Source organism: Acinetobacter yuyunsongii (assembly GCF_041021915.1).
Classification (GTDB): Bacteria; Pseudomonadota; Gammaproteobacteria; order Pseudomonadales; family Moraxellaceae; genus Acinetobacter.
Genome location: NZ_CP157435.1, coordinates 2369336 through 2391389 on the forward strand (window position 1 = coordinate 2369336; position 22054 = coordinate 2391389).

Below are 22054 nucleotides of genomic sequence, written 5' to 3' on the forward strand. Positions count from 1 at the left end.
TTTAATCCTTGTTTGCATCTTGCGCTTGGGCAGATTGTTGTTCTGCTTTTTCAATCTGATCTTTGAGTACATCAGGAATAAATGCACGATGGAAGCCATTAAAAGACTGGCTATTGGTTGCATCTGCTAACGGATACATCCGTGTTCCTTGTGAAGCAGCGCCATCAACTCTTAATGTCACCCCAGAAACAAATGCAGCAGCATCAGAGAGTAAATAACAAATCGCTGAAGAAATTTCCGACTCTGTACCCATTCGTTTTAAGGGCACATTGCCTGCCAAACTTGGAATAATAAATTTGGCAAAGTCACCACTGTAGTTATCCATACCAGAAGAAATAATCCAACCCGGCGCGACACAATTAACCCGAACACCTGAACGTCCCCACTCGACTGAAGCGGTTTTGGTTAGGTTATCCACACCTGAACGTGCTGCACCAGAATGTCCCATTCCTGGCATGCCGCCCCACATATCAGCAGCCATATTGACAATGCTGCCGCCGTGTTTTGCCATCCATTGGTTATAGGCTTCACGCATCAGATAAAAAGTTGAATGCAGGTTATTACGCACCACTGCATCAAAGCCATTGGCAGAAATACTTTCAAGCGCAGATGGAAATTGCCCACCTGCGTTATTGACTAAGCCATCCAGTTTGCTGAATTTTTCAATGACTTCCGCAATCATGTTTTTGACTTGTGCTTCATCACGATTATCACAGACGATGAAATGGGCTTTGCCACCATCTTCTAAAATTTCTTGGCTGACTTTTTCTAACTTTTCAATTTTGCGCCCTGTGATCACCACCTGAGCGCCCAAAGAAGCCAATTCATGTGCGGTACAACGGCCAATACCAGAACCTCCGCCTGTCACGACAATCACTTTGTCAGCAAATGCATCTGCCCTGAAAATTGATTGGTAACTCATTTGATTTACATCCTTTACTTATTTTTCTAACAGTTGTGCTGGTACTTTGACTGGCATATCTAACAATTGCTGTGCAAAAGCCTTACCTTGCGGATCAATCCGCAAACTTGCAATTCCACCCCCGCCTAGTGCATTTTCCAACATAAAATTCAGTGCATTCATGGCTGGCAATTCATAACGAATGACTTTTGATTTTTCAGGATCAAGTACATGCTGCATATAGTCTGCAACATTGGCTTCTGTCAGTGCTGCCCGAATCCAAGGTAGATATTCTGCTTTACGGGCAATCACCCCAATATTGCTATGGTTACCTTTATCACCACTGCGCGCATGTGCCACTTCAATTAACTGCACTTCAATTTCATCACCTTGATAAATTGCAACTTCACCCACTGAATGCAGATTAATATCTTGTGGAGTTAAGCCAGTTGAAATCTCAACAGCATGACGTTGCCCTGCAAAATCGACCTCAACCTTGATTTGATCTTTATCAATTAAGAAAGAGAAAAGCTTCACCACTGCCGAAGCTTTAGGACGACCACCAACAATCCCCGCTAATGCAGGTGCCATACCTGTAGATGCCTGTGCAATTTCCGAAGCAAAAAACATACAGGCTTCTTTAAACATGTGTTTCACAGCAATCTTGACAACCACTTCACGGCTATCTTTCACTCTGGCATGCGGGCCATAGGTACTTTCGATCCCAAGAATTTCAATCGATTTTTCACTAAATGGCGGAACTGAACGTAAAGCCAATACACGTTGGCATTTATTTAGAATCGCATCAGCAATGGTTTGCGCTTTTTCAGGTGCTTCACGTCCTGCTATCAGGAAACTGACTAAAACACGATAACCATCCGCATAGGTAGCACTGACTTTATATTGCTGCGTTGGTTCACGACCTGTTGCACCTGTAACTTTTACTCGATCTTCACCGATTTGCTCTACATGAACTTGGCTAAAATCAGCCGTCACATCAGGAAGTAAATAAGCTTGAGGATTACCAATCTCATAAACAATTTGTTCTGCGACTGTTGCTGTTGAAACCAAGCCACCTGTGCCTTGTGGTTTAGTCACAATAAAGGAAGCATCAGCACTGACTTCTACAATTGGAAAGCCCATATTGTCAAAGCCCTGTACTAAGCGCCAATCAGTAAAATTACCACCTGTACATTGAGCACCACATTCAATCACATGCCCTGCCAATGAACCCTGTGCCAACTTGTCATAATCATCCAGTGACCATTTATATTCATGCAGTAATGGTGCAAGTACAACCGCCGAATCAACCACCCGCCCCGTAATCACAATATCCGCACCTAAATCCAAGGCATCACGGATCGCAATCGCCCCTAAATAGGCATTACTGCTGGCTACATGATGTGGTAAAGCATCACCATTAAACATTTCCTGAACATTTTGTTTCAGTAACTCAGCATGTTTGGGTAATACATCATCCCCAAGTACCACAGCAACTTTTAAATCCAAGCCTTTTTCATCAATTATTTTTTGTAAGGCATCACGACACGCTAAAGGATTAACACCGCCAGCATTACTAATGACTTTGATTTTTTTCTCAGCAATTTTATTAATCAGTGGTGCCATCACTCGGCTAACAAAATCCAATGCATAACCATGATTTGGATCAGTCATCATTGCCTTTGCCATGATCGACATGGTAATTTCTGACAAATAATCAAACACTAAATAATCAATATCACTTAAATGTACCAACTGAAAAGCGGCTGTGTTGGTATCCCCCCAAAAGCCTGATGCACACCCAATTTTGATTAGCTTCTGATCATCCTGCTTGATGCTTGTCATGCGCTTTCTCATTGTTATTTCTAAATTGGCATAACATTACCAAGCAAGTGCTTGGTTTGTAAAGTACATAATGATATGCTGTATTGGCAAAAATAGACAAACTCAAGCAAATGTTTGTTATAAAAAGATAAGACAATTCATGAAATGAATTTTGTTACAATGCTCACTAGATTTAATAGAATAGACGGACTGGCATGATCGCAACTTCAATTGAGCAAATACCTAAAATTGTATGTTTTGACGATAGCCCACGTGGGCGTTTATTGCTTGGCGCTGCTTATTTATTTTATAAACAAGGTTATGACAAAACCACGGTTCGCCAATTGGGTGAATTTATTGGTATCCAGTCAGGTAGTCTTTTCCATCATTTCAAAAGTAAAGATGAAATTTTAGCGACTGTCATGGAACAAACCATTATTTATAACTTTGCACGGCTTAAAGAAGCGGCTGAACGTTCAAATGAGCCAGAACAACAATTACGTGATTTAATCAAAGCTGAACTGATTTCGATTACTGGGGATACAGGTGCAGCAATGGCCGTACTCGTTCATGAATGGTTTGCCCTCTCCAAAGAGAAACAAGACTATCTTTTAAAGATGCGTAATGAATATGAGCAAGTTTGGCTCAATGTGATTGAAAAATTACGTGCTCAAGGCAAAGTTAAACATGATGCATTTATTTGGCGTCGATTGATTGGTGGTTCAATTTCTTGGTCAGTGACTTGGTACAGACCTGAAGGTAAAGTCAAAGTGGATGAGCTGACTGAAATGGTTTGGGAAATGGCTTTAAAATAAGTAAGATATGAGACGACATAACTTAACGTTCCACCCAATCATGGTATTTCTATTGTAAAAATTCTTTGTTAATCTGCAAGCAATATAACAGCAGAATAATAATGCCATGAATCCAGTCCAACATGCCAATATTTCAGTAAAACGTCGTGGGGGCGAGCTTGAAGATTATATTGATATTCATGCTTTGATTGACAGCACCAAAATGCTTTGTACCGACAATCGCCATCGTATCTTGCATACTTTTTGGGGCGTTCAAGAAGTGATCATTCCGATTTTTGGACATCACTTCGAAAATAGTGGGGGTAAAAGTATCGAGGTCAAAGACCTGTGCGAAAAAGATCATTTACTGGTGGATTTCCACCATCGTTTTATTCCAACGATTGGCGATTTTGTTGCAGCCATGCAGGATATTCCCACAGATGGACTAGCTAAACGCCTCGAAAAATTCCACTCAGATGTGATTGATGACCCAAAGCTATCAGCAACACTACTCTCTCCATTATCAGTGACAGGACAACTAAAATCTTTACTGATCACTCACAATAGTTGGTTTATCAATACCATTCTTCCCATGATGGGAAAAAGTGAAGCCAAGTTTATTGATTTCGATATTAGTCCAGACTTCTTTTTCAATCCAATGCGTTTTGAACTCTGGATGGATAATGGAATGGCCGTCCCGCCAAGTGCAGCCAAACTGCAAGACTTAAAAATGAAAATCGGTTAATTTTAAGGGGAAATAAAAATGAGCAATATCCAATACGTGATTCGTCGAAATGACTTTGCATATAATGATGAATGGCATCTGACCAATTGTGTTTCAACTGGGGCAATCAAGGAAATCTACTCAGACAAAGCTGAAGCTGAAAAGGCATACAAATCACTAGTCGTCGAAGGCTTATACTATGATGAACTATGTAACTATGACATTGGCAATGGTGAAGCAGATGATGAAATCTACGAAAAACTTGAAGCTTTAATTTTAGAAAAAACAGGAAAAACTTTTAATATAGATGATGGTGAAATTCCTAAATTGAATGAAGATGATGCTTTTGAATTTGCTAAAATCTCAGGTATTGTCTGGTACCAATTATTGGAAGTTGATGCATCACAACCCTGCTATGTGCTTTGGATCAACTCTAAAGAAGACTATTTTAGTGGCTATGAAACTGGCAGCATCATTTCAAGTCAAGATGAAAACTTTAGTGATGTTTCTTGGGAGACTAATATTTATGCAATGGACTATGCGTTTGAAGCTTTAATGGACAAACCTCTTGCAGAATTAAGCGATAGTCCACTGTTATTCAAACAATTTATCGAACAAACTCCAGATATTCGTTACGATGCTGAAAAAGACAGTATCGAAGGTATTGCCTTAGATAATATAAAATTTATCGATATAAAAACTTTGAACTCATTTTTGAAACAACCTATATTTGAAATCCGCCAAATCTCTTTAGAAGAATTAGCTGAACTAGAATAAATTTGAAAATAAAAAGTGCGGAAATTAACCGCGCTTTTTATTCGCCATGAAGGTATTAATAGCCTAGCTGCTTACTAATCAAATCCTTCATGATTTCTTCAGCACCACCACCGATCATATTCACTTTGACTTCACGATAAATTCGTTCGGATTTCGTTCCACGCATAAAACCCATTCCACCCAAAGTTTGCACAGCCGCATCCGCACAAAATTGCATCGTACGAGTCGCTACATTTTTTGACATCGAAATTTGTGCAATGAGGTCTGCCCCTTGTAACTGTTTTTGTCCCATTCGATAAGCTGTATCTTCTAATAATGCTCGTGTTGTAGTCAATTGAGTTGCCATATCTACGAGTTTGTGGCGAACCACCTGATGATCCACCAAGCGCTTTCCAAAAGTTTGACGCTGTTTTGCCCAATCTAAGGCTTCCTCATAACAGACCAAGGCATAACCATATGCCATCGCAGCTAGCCAAAAACGCTCCATATTAAAGTTATTCATAATGACTTTAAAACCTGCATTTTCCTCGCCTAACAAATGACTAACTGGGACTTGGACATTGTCAAAATGCAAATGTGCAGTGTCAGATGCCCACCAACCCATTTTCTTTAATGGTGATTTGGTTATTCCCTTGCTATGCGCATCGACCAATAACATGGAAATCCCTTTTGCGCCTTGAGCATTTAGATCAGTTTTGACCGCAACCGTATAATAATCTGCTCGCATCCCTGATGTGATAAAGGTCTTTTCACCATTCAAAATATAATGATCTCCTTCTCGAACTGCTTTGGTTTTAATTGCAGCGACATCAGAACCGCCACTAGGCTCTGTAATTGCCAAGGCTGATATTTTTTCACCTGCAATAATCTGTGGCATAACTTCATTACGAATCTCAGGTCGAGCAAAATGATGAATAGGTGGTGTTCCAATGCTATGGATCATAAGCGAAATATGCACACCACCAGATCCAGCTTTTGCCATCTCAATTGCTGCCAACATCACGTAAAAGGCATCTGCATCAGGAATGCCACCATGTTCAGCATCATAGCCAGGACCCATTAAACCGACACTTGCGGCCTTTTGATAAAGCTCTCGTGGAAATATTCCTGCCTCATCCCATTCATTCACATAAGGTGAAATTTCTTTCTCTACAAACCGTTTGATACTGTCTGCAAAGGCCCGATGTTCAGATGTGTAATAAATCGGGTTAAGTGATAAACCATCCATGTCTTTTTCCTAAATTATTATTTAACTAGGGCTTGTTGAGAATTAACAAAGGCAACTGATTAATTTATAATAGTACTATGGATAGATACATACTTACTGATGCCCAATGGGCAAAAATGGAACCTTTTTGCCTAGGTAAAGTGACCGATCGAGGTCGTAGTGGAAAAGATAATCGATTATTTTTAGAAGCAGTTCTATGGATTGCCCGTACAGGCAGTCCATGGCGTGATCTACCTGCTCATTTTGGTAAATGGAATACCGTCTTTAAAAGATACCGTGATTGGGTGAAAGCTGGTGTATTTGAAGCTATTTTTGCATCTGTAAATGAAGATGTTGATTTGGAATACGCCATGATTGATGGAACGATTGTTAAAGTTCATCGACATGGCCAAGGTGCAAAAGGGGGACTTTCAAACAGTCTATAGGTAAATCTCGAGGTGGAATGACCTGTAAAATTCTTGCCTTAGTGGATAGTCTAGGCAACCTCATTAAGTTTCGATTAATGCCTGGTCAATATCACGATTTAGTAGAAACCAAACCTTTAATCGAAGATGTTGATTTTCAAGCATTACTAGCGGATAAAGCATTTGATGCAGATTGGCTCATCCAAGAACTCAATGAACGTAAAGTGAAAGTGGTGATCCCACCTAAATCTAATCGAAAAGTAATGAGAGCATTTGATACGATTATGTATAAATGGCGTCATCTCATTGAAAACTATTTCTGTAAGTTAAAAGAATTTAAACGTATAGCGATGCGTAGTTGTAAAACAGATACGAGTTTTGAAGCCATGATTCAATTGTGCGCGAGTTTAATTAACTCTCGGTAATTCTCAACAGACCCTAGTTGTTCTTTTATAAATACGGCTTTAGACCAATCTCATTATGATCTAAAGCCTTAAAAATTTTGATTAAAAACCAAGTTGGCGACTGGCAAGGTCTTTCATAATTTCCTCTGCACCACCACCAATCATGTTCACTTTCACTTCACGATAGATACGTTCAGATTTTGTACCACGCATAAAACCCATCCCCCCTAAAGTCTGAACGGCAGCATCAGCACAAAATTGCATGGTTTGTGTTGCTACATTTTTAAGCATACAAATCTGAGCAATCAGTTCATTTCCCTGTAATTCAGGTTTTCCTAAACGATAGGCTGTATCTTCCAATAGCACACGAGTTGAAGTTAAACGTGTCGCCATATCTACTAGCTTATGGCGAACGACTTGATGATCAATTAAGCGTTTACCAAAAGTTTGTCGCTGTTTAGCCCAATCCAAGGCCTCTTCATAGCAAACTAATGCATAACCATAGCTACTGGCTGCAAGAAAAAATCGCTCCATGTTAAAGTTGTTCATAATGACAAAGAAGCCCATATTTTCGGCACCAAGTAAGTTCTTGGCTGGTACTCGCACACTATCAAAGTGCAAATGCGCGGTATCTGATGCCCACCAGCCCATTTTATCTAGCTTTGATTTTGTGATGCCTTCACTATGCGCATCAATCAACAGCATTGAAATACCATTAGCCCCCTTAGCATTAGGATCAGTACGTACTGCTACCGAATAATAATCTGCACGAATACCCGATGTAATAAAGGTCTTTTCACCACTGACAATATAATCGTCACCATCTCGAACCGCTTTGGTTTTTAAAGCCGCAATATCCGAACCACCGCTAGGTTCAGTAATTACTAATGCAGAAATTTTTTCTCCTGACAAAATTTGTGGTAAGACTTCAGCCTTGACCTCTTCTTGAGCAAAATGCTGAATTGGTGGCGTACCAATCGTATGTGAAAGTAATGATGCAGCCAAACCACCTGATGCGCACTTCGCCAACTCCACTGAGGCAAGCAGAGTATAAAATGCATCCGTTCCCGCAATACCACCATAATTTTCATCAAAGCCAACACCAAGCAAGCCTATATCAGCGGCCTTTTTATACAGCTCACGCGGAAAAGTTTCCGCTTCATCCCATTCAGTGATAAAAGGACTAATTTCCTTTTCAGTAAAGCGCCTAACACTCTCAGCAAAGGCTAAATGTTGCTCGGTGTAATATAAAGGGTTGAGTAGCATGCTTGCTTCCTAATAATTATTGATCATTGTTTTCGAGTATTTAGTGAGCACCAAGGTATCAAAACCACAAAAACCAAGCAAGCGCTTGGCAAAATTTAAAATTAAAAAAATATTCAATTGGTTCGATTACTTTAACTTCCTACAAAGAATCATTCATAATATAAAACTCTTTGCCATAAAAAACACCCCTAACCGTTAGGTTAGGGGTGTTTAGATTTAAAAGCTGGCGATGACTTACTCTCACATGGCAAGTGCCACACTACCATCAGCGCGAAGAGGTTTCACTTCTGAGTTCGGGAAGGGATCAGGTGGTTCACTCTTGCTATTGTCGCCAGCAAACTGTTGTGGTGTTTTGGGGTCTTATTGATCATGTTGTGTTTTCACTTCATGTCTGCCTTACTTACGAACCAAAGAGTTATTAACGGATTAGATATTGAGTCTAACTTTGTGTTCAGCATTTTAACTAGTTTTCACACTAAATCAAGTTGTGTATTGAATTTATCTTGAATACAACAACTGTTTGGGTGTTGTATAGTCAAGCCTCACGAGCAATTAGTATTGGTCAGCTTCACACGTCACCGTGCTTCCACACCCAACCTATCAACGTCCTAGTCTCGAACGGCTCTTTAGAGGAATAAATTCCTAGGGAAATCTTATCTTGAGGTAGGCTTCCCGCTTAGATGCTTTCAGCGGTTATCCCTTCCGAACATAGCTACCCGGCGATGCGACTGGCGTCACAACCGGTACACCAGAGGTTCGTCCACTCTGGTCCTCTCGTACTAGGAGCAGATCCTCTCAAATTTCCAGCGCCCACGGTAGATAGGGACCGAACTGTCTCACGACGTTCTAAACCCAGCTCGCGTACCTCTTTAAATGGCGAACAGCCATACCCTTGGGACCTGCTTCAGCCCCAGGATGAGATGAGCCGACATCGAGGTGCCAAACACCGCCGTCGATATGAACTCTTGGGCGGTATCAGCCTGTTATCCCCAGAGTACCTTTTATCCGTTGAGCGATGGCCCTTCCATACAGAACCACCGGATCACTAAGACCTACTTTCGTACCTGCTCGACTTGTGGGTCTCGCAGTTAAGCGCGCTTTTGCCTTTATACTCTACGCGTGATTTCCGACCACGCTGAGCGCACCTTCGTACTCCTCCGTTACTCTTTAGGAGGAGACCGCCCCAGTCAAACTACCCACCAGACATGGTCCTCGCCCCGGATTACGGGGCAGAGTTAGAACCTCAACATTACCAGGGTGGTATTTCAAGGACGGCTCCATTGGAACTAGCGTTCCAACTTCAAAGCCTCCCACCTATCCTACACAAGTAAGGTCAAAGTTCAATGTCAAGCTGCAGTAAAGGTTCACGGGGTCTTTCCGTCTAGCCGCGGGTACACTGCATCTTCACAGCGATTTCGATTTCACTGAGCCTCTGCTGGAGACAGCGCCGCCATCATTATGCCATTCGTGCAGGTCGGAACTTACCCGACAAGGAATTTCGCTACCTTAGGACCGTTATAGTTACGGCCGCCGTTTACTGGGGCTTCGATCAAGAGCTTCGCTTACGCTAACCCCATCAATTAACCTTCCAGCACCGGGCAGGCATCACACCCTATACGTCCACTTTCGTGTTTGCAGAGTGCTATGTTTTTAATAAACAGTTGCAGCGGCCTGGTTTCTGCGGCTGCCAACCGCTCAGGGAGCAAGTCCCATCACCGTCAGCAGCGTACCTTCTCCCGAAGTTACGGTACCATTTTGCCTAGTTCCTTCAGCAGAGTTCTCTCAAGCGCTTTGGTCTACTCGACCTGACCACCTGTGTCGGTTTCGGGTACGATTCCTGTGTAACTGAAGCTTAGAGACTTTTCCTGGAAGCATGGTATCAGCCACTTCACTGTACAAGTACAGCTTGCTATCAGCTCTCAGCATAGAGTACCCCGGATTTGCCTAAGATACATGCCTACAACCTTCCACCTGGACAACCAACGCCAGGCTGACTTAACCTTCTCCGTCCTCTCATCGCATTACACAGAAGTATTGGAATATTAACCAATTTCCCATCGACTACGCCTCTCGGCCTCGCCTTAGGGGTCGACTCACCCAGCCCCGATTAACGTTGGACTGGAACCCTTGGTCTTTCAGCGAACGGGTTTTTCACCCGTTTTGTCGTTACTCACGTCAGCATTCGCACTTCTGATACCTCCAGCATGCTTCTCAACACACCTTCATCGGCTTACAGAACGCTCCCCTACCACGTATACATAGTATACATCCGCAGCTTCGGCACATAGTTTTAGCCCCGTTACATCTTCCGCGCAGGCCGACTCGACTAGTGAGCTATTACGCTTTCTTTAAAGGGTGGCTGCTTCTAAGCCAACCTCCTAGCTGTCTATGCCTTCCCACATCGTTTCCCACTTAACTATGATTTTGGGGCCTTAGCTGGCGGTCTGGATTGTTTTCCTCTTGACTACGGACGTTAGCACCCGCAGTCTGTCTCCCGGATAGTACTCATTGGTATTCGGAGTTTGCATCGGTTTGGTAAGTCGGGATGACCCCCTAGCCGAAACAGTGCTCTACCCCCAATGGTATTCGTCCGAGGCGCTACCTAAATAGCTTTCGGGGAGAACCAGCTATCACCAGGCTTGATTAGCCTTTCACCCCTATCCACAAGTCATCCCCTGGCTTTTCAACGACAGTGGGTTCGGTCCTCCAGTTAGTGTTACCCAACCTTCAACCTGCTCATGGATAGATCGCCTGGTTTCGGGTCTATACCCAGCAACTATACGCCCTATTAAGACTCGATTTCTCTACGGCTCCCCTATACGGTTAACCTCGCTACTGAATATAAGTCGCTGACCCATTATACAAAAGGTACGCAGTCACCGAACAAGTCGGCTCCCACTGCTTGTATGCATGCGGTTTCAGGATCTATTTCACTCCCCTCACAGGGGTTCTTTTCGCCTTTCCCTCACGGTACTGGTTCACTATCGGTCAGTCAGGAGTATTTAGCCTTGGAGGATGGTCCCCCCATATTCAGACAAGGTTTCACGTGCCTCGCCCTACTCGTCATCATTGTGTGTGCCCTTTCGTGTACGGGAATATCACCCTCTACGTTCGCACTTCCCAGAGCGTTCCACTAGAACACACACAACTTAATGGGCTGATCCCCGTTCGCTCGCCGCTACTAAGGGAATCTCAATTGATTTCTTTTCCTAAGGGTACTGAGATGTTTCACTTCCCCTCGTTCGCTTCATAAGCCTATGTATTCAGCTTATGATACCCGCCTTATAGCGGGTGGGTTCCCCCATTCAGAAATCTCCGGATCAAAGGATATTTGCCGCCTCCCCGGAGCTTATCGCAGGCTATTACGTCTTTCATCGCCTCTGACTGCCAAGGCATCCACCACATGCACTTAATTACTTGACTATACAACCCCAAACAGTCGCTAACCCTTACAAGTAAGGTTAGGACAGATTGCTATGCTCGTTTTTCAACTTACATCGCTCTCATCCAGTTTGTTGCTTCGTGAACTTAATCACCGTACAGCTTCAATCTAAATTCATATACCAAAACGCTTGATTCAGTGTTTTTGCTAGTTCTCAATATGTTTAAATCAATCAAATTACTTCGATCAACTTAAATTCTTGAGTGAACAATTTATTTCAGACTCAATTTTCTAATCTGTTAATGATTAACTACAGCCTCGTCAGCTTGCAGTAAACTGTGATAAATCACAGAGATTAATAAACCAAGATCAATTACTTAATCTTTTTATTCATTAAACTCTATAATCTATTTAGCTTTGAATTAATTTCGTTTTTACAAACTCTTTTAATTCATGGTGGAGACTAGGAGAGTCGAACTCCTGACCTCCTGCGTGCAAAGCAGGCGCTCTACCAACTAAGCTAAGTCCCCAGCTTATCACTTAATGAACGATATATCTTAATCTCTAGCTTTGTTGCAGATTGGTGGGTCTGACAAGACTTGAACTTGTGACCCCACGCTTATCAAGCGTGTGCTCTAACCAACTGAGCTACAGACCCTCAGATACATCTTCGAAGAACAACTTGTTGTGGATTCTTACCGATCGTCAATCTTTCGTTAAGGAGGTGATCCAGCCGCAGGTTCCCCTACGGCTACCTTGTTACGACTTCACCCCAGTCATCGGCCACACCGTGGTAAGCGTCCTCCTTGCGGTTAGACTACCTACTTCTGGTGCAACAAACTCCCATGGTGTGACGGGCGGTGTGTACAAGGCCCGGGAACGTATTCACCGCGGCATTCTGATCCGCGATTACTAGCGATTCCGACTTCATGGAGTCGAGTTGCAGACTCCAATCCGGACTACGATCGGCTTTTTGAGATTAGCATCCTATCGCTAGGTAGCAACCCTTTGTACCGACCATTGTAGCACGTGTGTAGCCCTGGCCGTAAGGGCCATGATGACTTGACGTCGTCCCCGCCTTCCTCCAGTTTGTCACTGGCAGTATCCTTAAAGTTCCCATCCGAAATGCTGGCAAGTAAGGAAAAGGGTTGCGCTCGTTGCGGGACTTAACCCAACATCTCACGACACGAGCTGACGACAGCCATGCAGCACCTGTATCAGAGTTCCCGAAGGCACCAATCCATCTCTGGAAAGTTCTCTGTATGTCAAGGCCAGGTAAGGTTCTTCGCGTTGCATCGAATTAAACCACATGCTCCACCGCTTGTGCGGGCCCCCGTCAATTCATTTGAGTTTTAGTCTTGCGACCGTACTCCCCAGGCGGTCTACTTATCGCGTTAGCTGCGCCACTAAAGCCTCAAAGGCCCCAACGGCTAGTAGACATCGTTTACGGCATGGACTACCAGGGTATCTAATCCTGTTTGCTCCCCATGCTTTCGTACCTCAGCGTCAGTATTAGGCCAGATGGCTGCCTTCGCCATCGGTATTCCTCCAGATCTCTACGCATTTCACCGCTACACCTGGAATTCTACCATCCTCTCCCATACTCTAGCTGACCAGTATCGAATGCAATTCCTAAGTTAAGCTCAGGGATTTCACATCCGACTTAATCAGCCGCCTACGCACGCTTTACGCCCAGTAAATCCGATTAACGCTCGCACCCTCTGTATTACCGCGGCTGCTGGCACAGAGTTAGCCGGTGCTTATTCTGCGAGTAACGTCCACTATCCCAGAGTATTAATCTAGGTAGCCTCCTCCTCGCTTAAAGTGCTTTACAACCAAAAGGCCTTCTTCACACACGCGGCATGGCTGGATCAGGCTTCCGCCCATTGTCCAATATTCCCCACTGCTGCCTCCCGTAGGAGTCTGGGCCGTGTCTCAGTCCCAGTGTGGCGGATCATCCTCTCAGACCCGCTACAGATCGTCGCCTTGGTAGGCCTTTACCCCACCAACTAGCTAATCCGACTTAGGCTCATCATTTAGCGCAAGGTCCGAAGATCCCCTGCTTTCTCCCGTAGGACGTATGCGGTATTAGCATTCCTTTCGGAATGTTGTCCCCCACTAAATGGCAGATTCCTAAGCATTACTCACCCGTCCGCCGCTAAGATAAGGTGCAAGCACCTCATCTCCGCTCGACTTGCATGTGTTAAGCCTGCCGCCAGCGTTCAATCTGAGCCATGATCAAACTCTTCAGTTTAAAATCATTTGTACTTTACTAAAAGTACTAAATCTGGCTCATCAATTTTCTGACTAAAAATTCGCTCAAATAAACTTCGAGTAATTTCTACCATTCAATCAATGAAATATTTTCGATCGATCAACCAGTAAAAATCCACACAAGTTGTTCTTCTATTCTCTTAATGATCTTCTCGATGATTCGTCATCATCAAGCTAGGTCGGCTATATTACTCTAATCTAAATTAAAGTCAACAGGTAATTTCGATATTCTTAAAACCCACCAATCAACCCAAGAACCTAACCAATCTAGCCAAATCCTTGTTTCTCAACAAGTTTTTATCTGCATCACCGCCGATGGATGTGCATTCTACACCATTCCCCACCCAACACAACCCCCTTTCCTAATCTTTTTATTTAAGTGGACGTTTTTAAACCAAAATCACAATTTTTCTTATATTTTTCGACCGAATTTGTTTTAATAAGAAGAGAACAACTAAACTGTATACCTTATATCTATGTTTTGCGTCATGCAGCGCAATCATTCTAATGACTGTATTTCGCTCTAATGGCGACGAAGGACTTATATGCATTACTCAAATTACATCTTGCTTGGGCTGTTAACTGCTGGGGCATACTCACCTGTATTAGCACAAGAAGTTCAAAACGAGCCATCTATTCAAACAAGCTCTGTGGCAAATACCAATAATCAACAATCGACATCGACGATTCAGGCCATAAAAGATTTAAAACATATCACTAGAAATGATTTAAAGGTCAATGCAAACGCTGCCCAACCTGATGCTGTAAAAGATCCTTTACAACCATTAAATAGACAGATCTTTGCTTTAAATGATGCTTTGGATCGTAATTTATTAAAACCTGTTGCAATACAGTATGTAGCAAAAGTTCCAGAAGAAGTCCGTACTCCTTATCGCCAATTTAGGAAAAATCTAAGTGAACCTTGGAATGCAGTCAACCAATTAATCCAAGGACGACCAACTCGCGCTGCCAAGACATTAGGTCGTTTCACGATTAATACGCTTACAACACTAGGTTTTGCTGATCCTGCCCGTCGTTTAGGCCTAACCACTGAAGAGGAAAGTTTTGGCGTCACTTTAGGTTACTACGGTGTACCATCAGGTCCTTATGTGATGCTGCCATTTTTTGGTCCAAGCACATTCCGTGACGGTTTTGGTTTAGCAACAGATAGTTTTGGTCGCCCACAAAAATATTTATTAGATGATCAAGAAGGTATTTATTGGTCTACTAATTTATTACAAGCAATTGATGCTCGCTCACAAATTTTGGATATTGAAGAAAGCTTAAAAGGCGATAAATATTCAATGATCCGTGATTTTTACTTACAACGTAAAGCCTTCCAAATTGCTGAAAAGCATGGAGATTCGGCAGATGTTTCATTTGTAAGTGACGAAGATGATAACAACGATCAATCAGGTGATGACAAGTAATCTCTGAGAAACTTTAAATGATAGACTTATGTATTAATTTAAAGTTATAGCAATACTATGTTTTTCATCATATTTCATCTATGATGAATTAAAAAATGATCATACAAATACAAAAGGTCGGCTACTTATCTATGTATTTTATCCAACCCACACGCTCAATATCTTATTTAGACCAAGCACTAAATGAGTTACCGAGTTTACAAATCATTCATATTGATGATTTAGATTTGTATGATCAAACTATAATTGCTATTGCCGATGTACAAGATTTTTTAAAATACCAATGGAAATTACCTACAATTGTTCTTGCTTTTGAGCATGAAGGAACTGCATTAGCTCAAGCATGGGAAATGGGTGCGTTGGCAGGATGGATCTGGAGTGAATTACCCAAAAATCCTGTTCACTCATTGTTTAAAATCGACGCTCAATATAAACGTAATCAAGATAGTAGAGATTTACCTTCTGCCGCAGAACTACAAAAAAGATTATTACCAAACCCGATCGAATTACCAAACTATCAATTTGAATCATTTTTTCAGCCTTCAGCTTACCTGTCAGGAGATTGGTATGATTACTGGAGATTAAATGATGATGAAGTCTTGTTTTATTTAGCAGATGTTTCAGGTCATGGGGTAACAAGTAGTTTACTGACATCTTGGATGGCGGCATTTCATGGCCGATCAAAAACACCTAGTCAATTGATTCAAAAACTAAATGCAATGTTAGTACAAGAAAATATTGAAAAGCATATTACTATGGTGGCGGGAATATTAAACTTAGCAACTCATGAAGTATGTTGGTCTAGCGCTGGTCACTACCCTCCTCCAATTATCTTTGAGCCCAACCAACCACCACAAATCCTTACAACAAGTAGCTTTCCATTAGGTCTTACTGAAGAGCTAGAAGTTGAAGAACATTATTGTACTCTGAGCCGTAATGCTCGTTTTATATTATGTTCTGATGGCGCACTTGAACCATTTGATGGCGGTTTGAATGATCAATTTAATCAATTGGTCGAACATCTTCAGCATGATGCTTTCAAAGCACCAGATCATGTTGCTGACGATATTGCAATATTAAGCATATGTCGAATGAATTAATTCTAAAATCAATATTTTAATTAGATCACAGCATCCAACCACTTGTGTCTAGAATATCACTATGGGATAATTTTATATCCTTTCTCTGAAAATGGCATTTATATGTCAACAGGTCATGTTGAATATGCAAGTTTGAACGGAACGCATATTTTCAAGCTTATTGGCGAAGTGCGCGCTCACTCTTGTATAAGTTTAGACAAGTTACTCAACAAAATTGAACAGCAACAGAATGTTGTCGGTGCAATTGTTGATTTAACTGAAACTACATTTATTGACAGCACAGTCTTGGGTGTACTTGCAAAACTAGGTCTTAAGCTTAAACAAGTTCATCATATTCAAGCTGTTATGCTCTCGACAAATCCAGATATTACAACTTTAGCCAACAGTATGGGGCTAGGTCAGGTATTTGTGATTTTAAATTATTGCGGCGATCCAAACGTATGCACTTTAGAATTAACTGAAGAGCACGTTACACATAGTGCAATGCTCAACACTGTGTTAGATGCACATAAAACACTAATGCGTTTAAATGAAAACAACCAAAATATGTTTGAGCCACTTGTAAAGCAATTGCAAAAAGAACAAGAGTGTTTATCTCTTGATTCACAAAAACAAAATGCATAATTGCTGAAAACTAAATTGTGATGCTTGTATGACCTTACTTTCTGTTGCACAAATGAACTCTCAAAATGACATTGAAGCAAATTTCATCGTCATTGAATCATTGATCCAACAAAGTAAGGCTCAAGCTGCTGAGCTTATTGTTTTCCCAGAAAATTTTGTTTGTTTTGCAGCAGGGAAACAACGCGAGACAGCAGCACAATTCGAGAGCATCCAACAACGATTGGAACAATTGGCTCATCGTTATCAAATCTGGATTATCGCAGGTACCCTCCCTTGCCCGTTTCGTCCTGATGGTTCAATCATTGATGATGGTCGAGTTAGAACCGTCAGTTTATGCATTAGCCCTGAAAGAACTGAAGCGCGTTATGACAAAATCCATTTATTTGACGTTCAGGTCAGTGATGCTGTCGGTGGTTATCAGGAATCAAGATTCTTTGAACCTGGTGATGAAGTTGTAGTTGCCAAAACACCTTTTGGCAATATCGGACTGATGGTATGTTACGACTTACGCTTTCCAGAACTTGCTTTGATTCTACGCCAACAAGGTGCAAACATTCTAACCGCGCCTGCTGCATTTACTTACACTACAGGGCAACTTCATTGGCAATTACTATTACAAGCACGTGCAATGGATAGCCAATGTTATGTGCTTGGTGCAGCCCAGCAAGGCTGGCATGGTGAACAGCGTCAAACTTGGGGTCATGCAGGGATTACAAATAGCCGAGGGCAACTATTAGAAATGATTACGGTTGAAGGACATGGTTTAATTACATCTTCATTTGACCTAGCTGAACAAAATGATATTCGACTAGCAATGCCATTAATGCAGCATCGCAAACTTATCAATTATTAAAAACAATCGTTTTATCTAAGCATACTTTTGTTCAATTTATCCTCATATGGCATCACTTTGACTGTTATAGTCAATTTTCATAAATGTATGTTTTGTAGGATCATGATTTAATAGGCTTTATTTATCATGGTAGAACAAGATCAAATGGTCGTATTCTATACATGATGTAATACCCTCAATTCATTCGTATTAAGTTTGATTTATGTTTAAAGTAATTTTCATTTTTTTATTTTTTATAGGGGCAATTGCACAACTTCATGCAGCAATCGTTGAAACCAATGCCAGTCCACAAAGTGTCTTATCTACACCGCAAAATTTATCATTAAATTCTTTTGGGCAATGGGTGATTGGTTGGGGAACGGGTTCTGAAGGTGCGAGACAAAGATTAGATAATATCCAGCGAGAGGACGTGCTTATTATCAAACAAAAAGGTGCAACTTTAGACATGATTGTTGCTTGGCAACAATATTATGAACAAGAAGCGCTTAATAACCCTAATAATCCAACAGCACGTTATAGGGCGCGTTTGATGAAAAAAATCACTGAGCTTTGGTAATGATTGATATGAAATCTGCGTAACTAATCATAAGCAGATCACGATATACTGATCACATGAATATACTGTTTGAGAAGCACATGGGTGATAAACATAAGCAATTACTATTAGATAATCAGCTTTGTTTTCTGATTTACTCAACCAACCTTGCCTTAAATCAATTCTACCGTCAATTGCTCTCTCCTCTCGGATTAACTTACCCTCAATATCTGGTAATGTTAGTCCTTTGGGAAAGGGATCAACTCAGTGTATCTGAGATCGGAGAAAGATTATTCTTAGAATCTTCCACACTCACTCCATTATTAAAAAAGCTTGAAGCCTCACAACTAATTTCACGTAGACGCTCAGTCGAAGATGAAAGACAGGTTATTATTTCTCTTACGCCACAAGGTCATACTTTAAAATTACAAGCAGTCGATATTCCATCCAAAATTTCAGAAGCAGCGGCCTGTTCAACCACATCACTTACAGAGCTTAAAGATCAGCTTGTGACATTACGTCACCATCTCACGCAATAGAACCTAAGTTTACAAATTGATAACTTGCATTCCTAGATATATCGTGTACGATTTAATTGTACACAATATTTATTCAGGAATAAAAATCATGTCTTTAGAACAAGTCGTTTATCGTGCAAAAGCAAAAGCTACAGGTGGTCGTGATGGTCGTGCAACTTCATCAGACGGTGTCTTAGATGTTCAGTTAGGTGTACCAAAAGAAATGGGCGGTGCTGGTGGTGATGTGACCAATCCTGAACAGCTTTTTGCGGCGGGTTATTCAGCATGTTTCTTAGGTGCAATGAAATTTGTTGCAAATCGAGATAAATTCAAAATTACGAAAGATGCTTATGTTGAAGGTGAAGTGGGAATTGGTCCAATTCCAAATGGCTTTGGTATCGAAGTCACTTTAAATGTCTATCTGATTGGTATGGAACAAGCTGAAGCTGAACAATTGGTTGCTGCTGCACACATTGTTTGTCCATATTCAAATGCAACTCGTGGCAATATTGATGTGAATTTTAATATCGTAACCACTGAATAATGATTTCAGATTTTACAAAGAAAAACAGCATGGTGATCCATGCTGTTTTTTTACTTATATCATCTTTACACTTCCACAGCTTCATTCGTCACACGCAATACTTCTTCTAATGTGGTTTTTCCAGCTAACACTTTCAATAAACCATCATCACGAATTGAGCCTGCGTAACGGCGTGCATGGTTTTCCAGTTCATATTCAGCAGCATTACCATGAATCAGACGGCGCAATGGTTCATCCACAGGAACAATTTCATAAATTGCAGTTCGGCCACTAAAGCCGACATGAGAGCATTGCTCACAACCATGCGGCTCTGGCAATTCCATGTGTTGATCCACATTTAAATGCTGAAAAATCTGTCGTTCAAAATCATCGGCCTTACGCCAGGTTACGCAATGCGGACATAGGGTTCGAACTAAACGCTGTGCAATCACACCAATCAGGGAGCTCGCCAGCAAGAACGGTTCAATGCCCATATCTTTTAAACGTGTTACCGCACCAATCGCAGTATTGGTATGCAGAGTCGATAAGACCAAGTGACCAGTCAACGAAGCCTGAACTGCAATTTCCGCAGTTTCCAAGTCACGGATCTCACCGACCATCACCACGTCAGGGTCCTGACGTAACATCGCTTTCAAGGCACGGGCAAAGGTCATATCTACTTTAGTATTGACCTGGGTTTGACCAATCCCTTCCAATTGATATTCAATCGGATCTTCGGCAGTCAAAATATTACGTGTATTGTCATTAAGATCAGACAATGCAGCATATAAAGTTGTGGTTTTACCCGAACCTGTAGGACCTGTAACTAAAATAATGCCATGTGGTCGATGTACCAATTGCGTTAAACGTTCATAGTCATTTTTCATTAAACCAAGATGAGTCATATTTAAACGCCCAGCTTGCTTGTCTAGTAAACGCATGACCACTCGTTCACCATGCGAAGAAGGTAAAGTCGATACACGCACATCCACTTCACGTCCTGCTAAACGTAATGAAATACGACCATCTTGTGGAACACGCTTTTCAGCAATATCCAGTTTCGCCATGACTTTAATACGTGATACCAATAATGGCGCAAGTTCACGGCGTGGCTGTACAATTTCTCGCAGTTGACCATCGACACGTAAACGTACCGAAAGTTTTTTCTCAAAGGCTTCAATATGAATATCAGATGCGCTGACACGAATCGCTTCAGACAATAAGGCATTAATTAAGCGAACAATTGGTGCATCATCCTCTTGATCCATCAAGTCTTCAGCTTCAGGCACTTGGTCTGCCAAACTTAATAAATCTGGATGATCTTCTAGACCCGCAGCCACTTGTTGTGACTCACCTGTATCCCCTGCATAGCTAGAACTGAGTAAGGCATGGAACTCTTGATCAGTACATAATTGATCGTGAGCCGATTTCCCCAAAATTCGACGTGCTTCCTGCAAAGCAATACGCGCGGTGTCCTTCCGTCGCACAATAAAAATTTGATCACCTTCATAACGTAATAAAACGCCATGTCTTTTGGCAAAACTATAAGGAATTTGTATTTGTTTAAGTATTTGCATTATACAAATAATGATAAAAAAGATGCTTGAGTGTACTCTAAGCAGGTTACAGCGTGAAGTCTGTTTAGCATACTCACACAGGAATTTTGCATCTTGTCTCAAAATAATCAATATCAAGCTCCACATGCCAACGAATTGAAATGGTGGGGCGAACAACAATTTGAAATTCAACAAGCCAAAGCTTGGCAATTTGGTTCATTATTATTTCGTCTAACACGTGGCATTAAAGAATGGCGATTGGAATATCATCGTCCTCAATCTCAACATGATTACGAACAGCAATGGCAAGTTCTAAATGACACGATTTTTGCAATGCCCCAACCTGCAAAAATCGAACGCTACATGTTTCATAACACACAGAGTACATTCCATTTAATGCCGCGTTTAGCAGATCGCTCTGTAGTGATTAAACCCGTTGATCCGATTTATATTCCTGCGGGACAACGTGGAACTTTATATATTAGTACCCCACTATGGATTGCAGGTTTAGTGGATGGACTCACTGAAGCTCTATTTGATATTCCTGTGATCCAACCGAAAGACACATGGTTCGGTAAAGATCCTCAAAATGGTGAAATTTGCTATGCCACTTCTGTAGATGGTCGTACTGATTTAAATCTGTTAAAACCGCGCGCTTTTCGCGCAGTCACTCCTATTGAATTTCACAATACTAGCCAACATCAATTACGTTTTGATCGTATGAATGTTCCTGTTCCTGCTCTTCCCCTTTTCTATAGTGAAAGTACAGGTCGTTTATGGACTTCACAAATCAAAGTCTATTATGAAGGTATGGATCATCCAGCACGTATTCGGATTGAGAATAGAACCCCAACTCAAGCGGGTGAAGTGATTTATGTACATCCTCCTCGTGCGCCTGGAAGTACATTATTCAATATGTTTGATTCATTCTTTTAAG

Annotated in this window: 17 protein-coding genes, 2 tRNA genes and 3 rRNA genes; 12 read left to right on the forward strand and 10 right to left on the reverse strand. The window is 41.6% G+C overall.

Translation table 11 applies throughout. The annotated features are described in order from the left end of the window. Position 1: 1 nt before the first annotated feature. The gene (locus tag ABLB98_RS11340) at positions 2 to 922 is read right to left on the reverse strand and encodes an SDR family oxidoreductase (protein WP_348883586.1); all 921 of its coding nucleotides are present in this window, start codon (positions 920 to 922) and stop codon (positions 2 to 4) included. Positions 923 to 940: 18 nt separating this feature from the next. After that, the gene (locus ABLB98_RS11345) at positions 941 to 2746 is read right to left on the reverse strand and encodes an acyclic terpene utilization AtuA family protein (RefSeq protein ID WP_348883587.1); all 1806 of its coding nucleotides are present in this window, start codon (positions 2744 to 2746) and stop codon (positions 941 to 943) included. Positions 2747 to 2940: 194 nt separating this feature from the next. On the opposite strand from ABLB98_RS11345, the gene ABLB98_RS11350 reads away from it, so the two are divergent. From ABLB98_RS11350 to ABLB98_RS11360, 3 genes are all read left to right on the forward strand, one after another. Continuing rightward, a complete protein-coding gene (locus ABLB98_RS11350) occupies positions 2941 to 3540 on the forward strand; it encodes a TetR/AcrR family transcriptional regulator (RefSeq protein ID WP_348883588.1) in 600 nt (199 codons plus the stop codon). A 106-nt stretch (positions 3541 to 3646) separates the two neighbouring features. Then, positions 3647 to 4264, forward strand: coding sequence for a hypothetical protein (locus ABLB98_RS11355; RefSeq protein WP_348883589.1), 618 nt, complete (start codon positions 3647 to 3649; stop codon positions 4262 to 4264). 18 nt (positions 4265 to 4282) lie between these two features. Then, positions 4283 to 5020 (forward strand): hypothetical protein, encoded by a 738-nt coding sequence (locus ABLB98_RS11360; protein ID WP_348883590.1) that lies wholly within the window; start codon positions 4283 to 4285, stop codon positions 5018 to 5020. 55 nt (positions 5021 to 5075) lie between these two features. Here the strand turns inward: ABLB98_RS11360 and ABLB98_RS11365 are convergent, their stop codons facing one another. Next, positions 5076 to 6248, reverse strand: coding sequence for an acyl-CoA dehydrogenase family protein (locus tag ABLB98_RS11365; RefSeq protein ID WP_348883591.1), 1173 nt, complete (start codon positions 6246 to 6248; stop codon positions 5076 to 5078). A gap of 77 nt (positions 6249 to 6325) precedes the next feature. On the opposite strand from ABLB98_RS11365, the gene ABLB98_RS11370 reads away from it, so the two are divergent. Continuing rightward, positions 6326 to 7077, forward strand: a protein-coding gene (locus ABLB98_RS11370) for an IS5 family transposase (RefSeq protein ID WP_099714932.1) whose coding sequence is annotated in 2 segments (ribosomal slippage) — positions 6326 to 6662 and positions 6662 to 7077 — 753 coding nt in all. Because the reading frame shifts where the segments join, the coding sequence is not laid out codon by codon here. Positions 7078 to 7158: 81 nt separating this feature from the next. On the opposite strand, the gene ABLB98_RS11375 is transcribed toward ABLB98_RS11370, so the two are convergent. The 6 genes from ABLB98_RS11375 to ABLB98_RS11400 all read right to left on the reverse strand — a co-directional run bounded on the left by ABLB98_RS11375 (position 7159) and on the right by ABLB98_RS11400 (position 13958). Then, positions 7159 to 8322: an acyl-CoA dehydrogenase family protein gene (locus ABLB98_RS11375; protein ID WP_348883733.1), complete on the reverse strand. Its 1164-nt coding sequence runs from the start codon at positions 8320 to 8322 to the stop codon at positions 7159 to 7161. A gap of 221 nt (positions 8323 to 8543) precedes the next feature. Next, positions 8544 to 8658, reverse strand: a 5S ribosomal RNA gene (rrf, locus tag ABLB98_RS11380). Positions 8659 to 8853: 195 nt separating this feature from the next. Next, positions 8854 to 11745: ribosomal RNA gene (locus ABLB98_RS11385) — 23S ribosomal RNA — on the reverse strand. A gap of 413 nt (positions 11746 to 12158) precedes the next feature. Continuing rightward, positions 12159 to 12234: transfer RNA gene (locus tag ABLB98_RS11390), tRNA-Ala, on the reverse strand. Positions 12235 to 12285: 51 nt separating this feature from the next. Then, positions 12286 to 12362 (reverse strand) — tRNA-Ile (locus ABLB98_RS11395). Between the two features lie 59 nt (positions 12363 to 12421). Then, positions 12422 to 13958: ribosomal RNA gene (locus ABLB98_RS11400) — 16S ribosomal RNA — on the reverse strand. The 16S, 23S and 5S rRNA genes sit together here with 2 tRNA genes alongside, the layout of an rRNA operon. A gap of 565 nt (positions 13959 to 14523) precedes the next feature. Between ABLB98_RS11400 and ABLB98_RS11405 the strand changes: the two genes are divergently transcribed. The 7 genes from ABLB98_RS11405 (at position 14524) to ABLB98_RS11435 (ending at position 19582) form a co-directional block, all read left to right on the forward strand. Then, complete coding sequence (locus tag ABLB98_RS11405) at positions 14524 to 15408, forward strand: VacJ family lipoprotein (RefSeq protein ID WP_348883057.1); 885 nt, start codon at positions 14524 to 14526, stop codon at positions 15406 to 15408. Positions 15409 to 15539: 131 nt separating this feature from the next. Continuing rightward, positions 15540 to 16508 (forward strand): RsbU family protein phosphatase GigA, encoded by a 969-nt coding sequence (gene gigA, locus ABLB98_RS11410; RefSeq protein ID WP_348883100.1) that lies wholly within the window; start codon positions 15540 to 15542, stop codon positions 16506 to 16508. A 102-nt stretch (positions 16509 to 16610) separates the two neighbouring features. Beyond that, positions 16611 to 17132, forward strand: a complete 522-nt coding sequence (gene gigB, locus ABLB98_RS11415) for an anti-anti-sigma factor GigB (RefSeq protein WP_004664261.1) — start codon at positions 16611 to 16613, stop codon at positions 17130 to 17132. Between the two features lie 28 nt (positions 17133 to 17160). Continuing rightward, complete coding sequence (locus tag ABLB98_RS11420) at positions 17161 to 17985, forward strand: carbon-nitrogen hydrolase family protein (protein WP_249571636.1); 825 nt, start codon at positions 17161 to 17163, stop codon at positions 17983 to 17985. Between the two features lie 202 nt (positions 17986 to 18187). Then, on the forward strand, positions 18188 to 18541 hold the full coding sequence (locus ABLB98_RS11425) for a DUF4951 domain-containing protein (RefSeq protein WP_005164441.1): 354 nt from the start codon (positions 18188 to 18190) through the stop codon (positions 18539 to 18541). An 80-nt stretch (positions 18542 to 18621) separates the two neighbouring features. Then, positions 18622 to 19059: a MarR family transcriptional regulator gene (locus ABLB98_RS11430; protein WP_348883058.1), complete on the forward strand. Its 438-nt coding sequence runs from the start codon at positions 18622 to 18624 to the stop codon at positions 19057 to 19059. Positions 19060 to 19147: 88 nt separating this feature from the next. After that, positions 19148 to 19582, forward strand: a complete 435-nt coding sequence (locus ABLB98_RS11435; protein ID WP_348883059.1) for an organic hydroperoxide resistance protein — start codon at positions 19148 to 19150, stop codon at positions 19580 to 19582. A 65-nt stretch (positions 19583 to 19647) separates the two neighbouring features. On the opposite strand, the gene gspE is transcribed toward ABLB98_RS11435, so the two are convergent. Next, positions 19648 to 21138 (reverse strand): type II secretion system ATPase GspE, encoded by a 1491-nt coding sequence (gspE, locus tag ABLB98_RS11440; RefSeq protein ID WP_348883060.1) that lies wholly within the window; start codon positions 21136 to 21138, stop codon positions 19648 to 19650. Positions 21139 to 21231: 93 nt separating this feature from the next. Here gspE and ABLB98_RS11445 point away from each other — a divergent pair, with 93 nt between their 5' ends. Next, the gene (locus ABLB98_RS11445) at positions 21232 to 22053 is read left to right on the forward strand and encodes a hypothetical protein (protein WP_087547673.1); all 822 of its coding nucleotides are present in this window, start codon (positions 21232 to 21234) and stop codon (positions 22051 to 22053) included. The last annotated feature ends 1 nt before the right edge of the window (position 22054 follow it).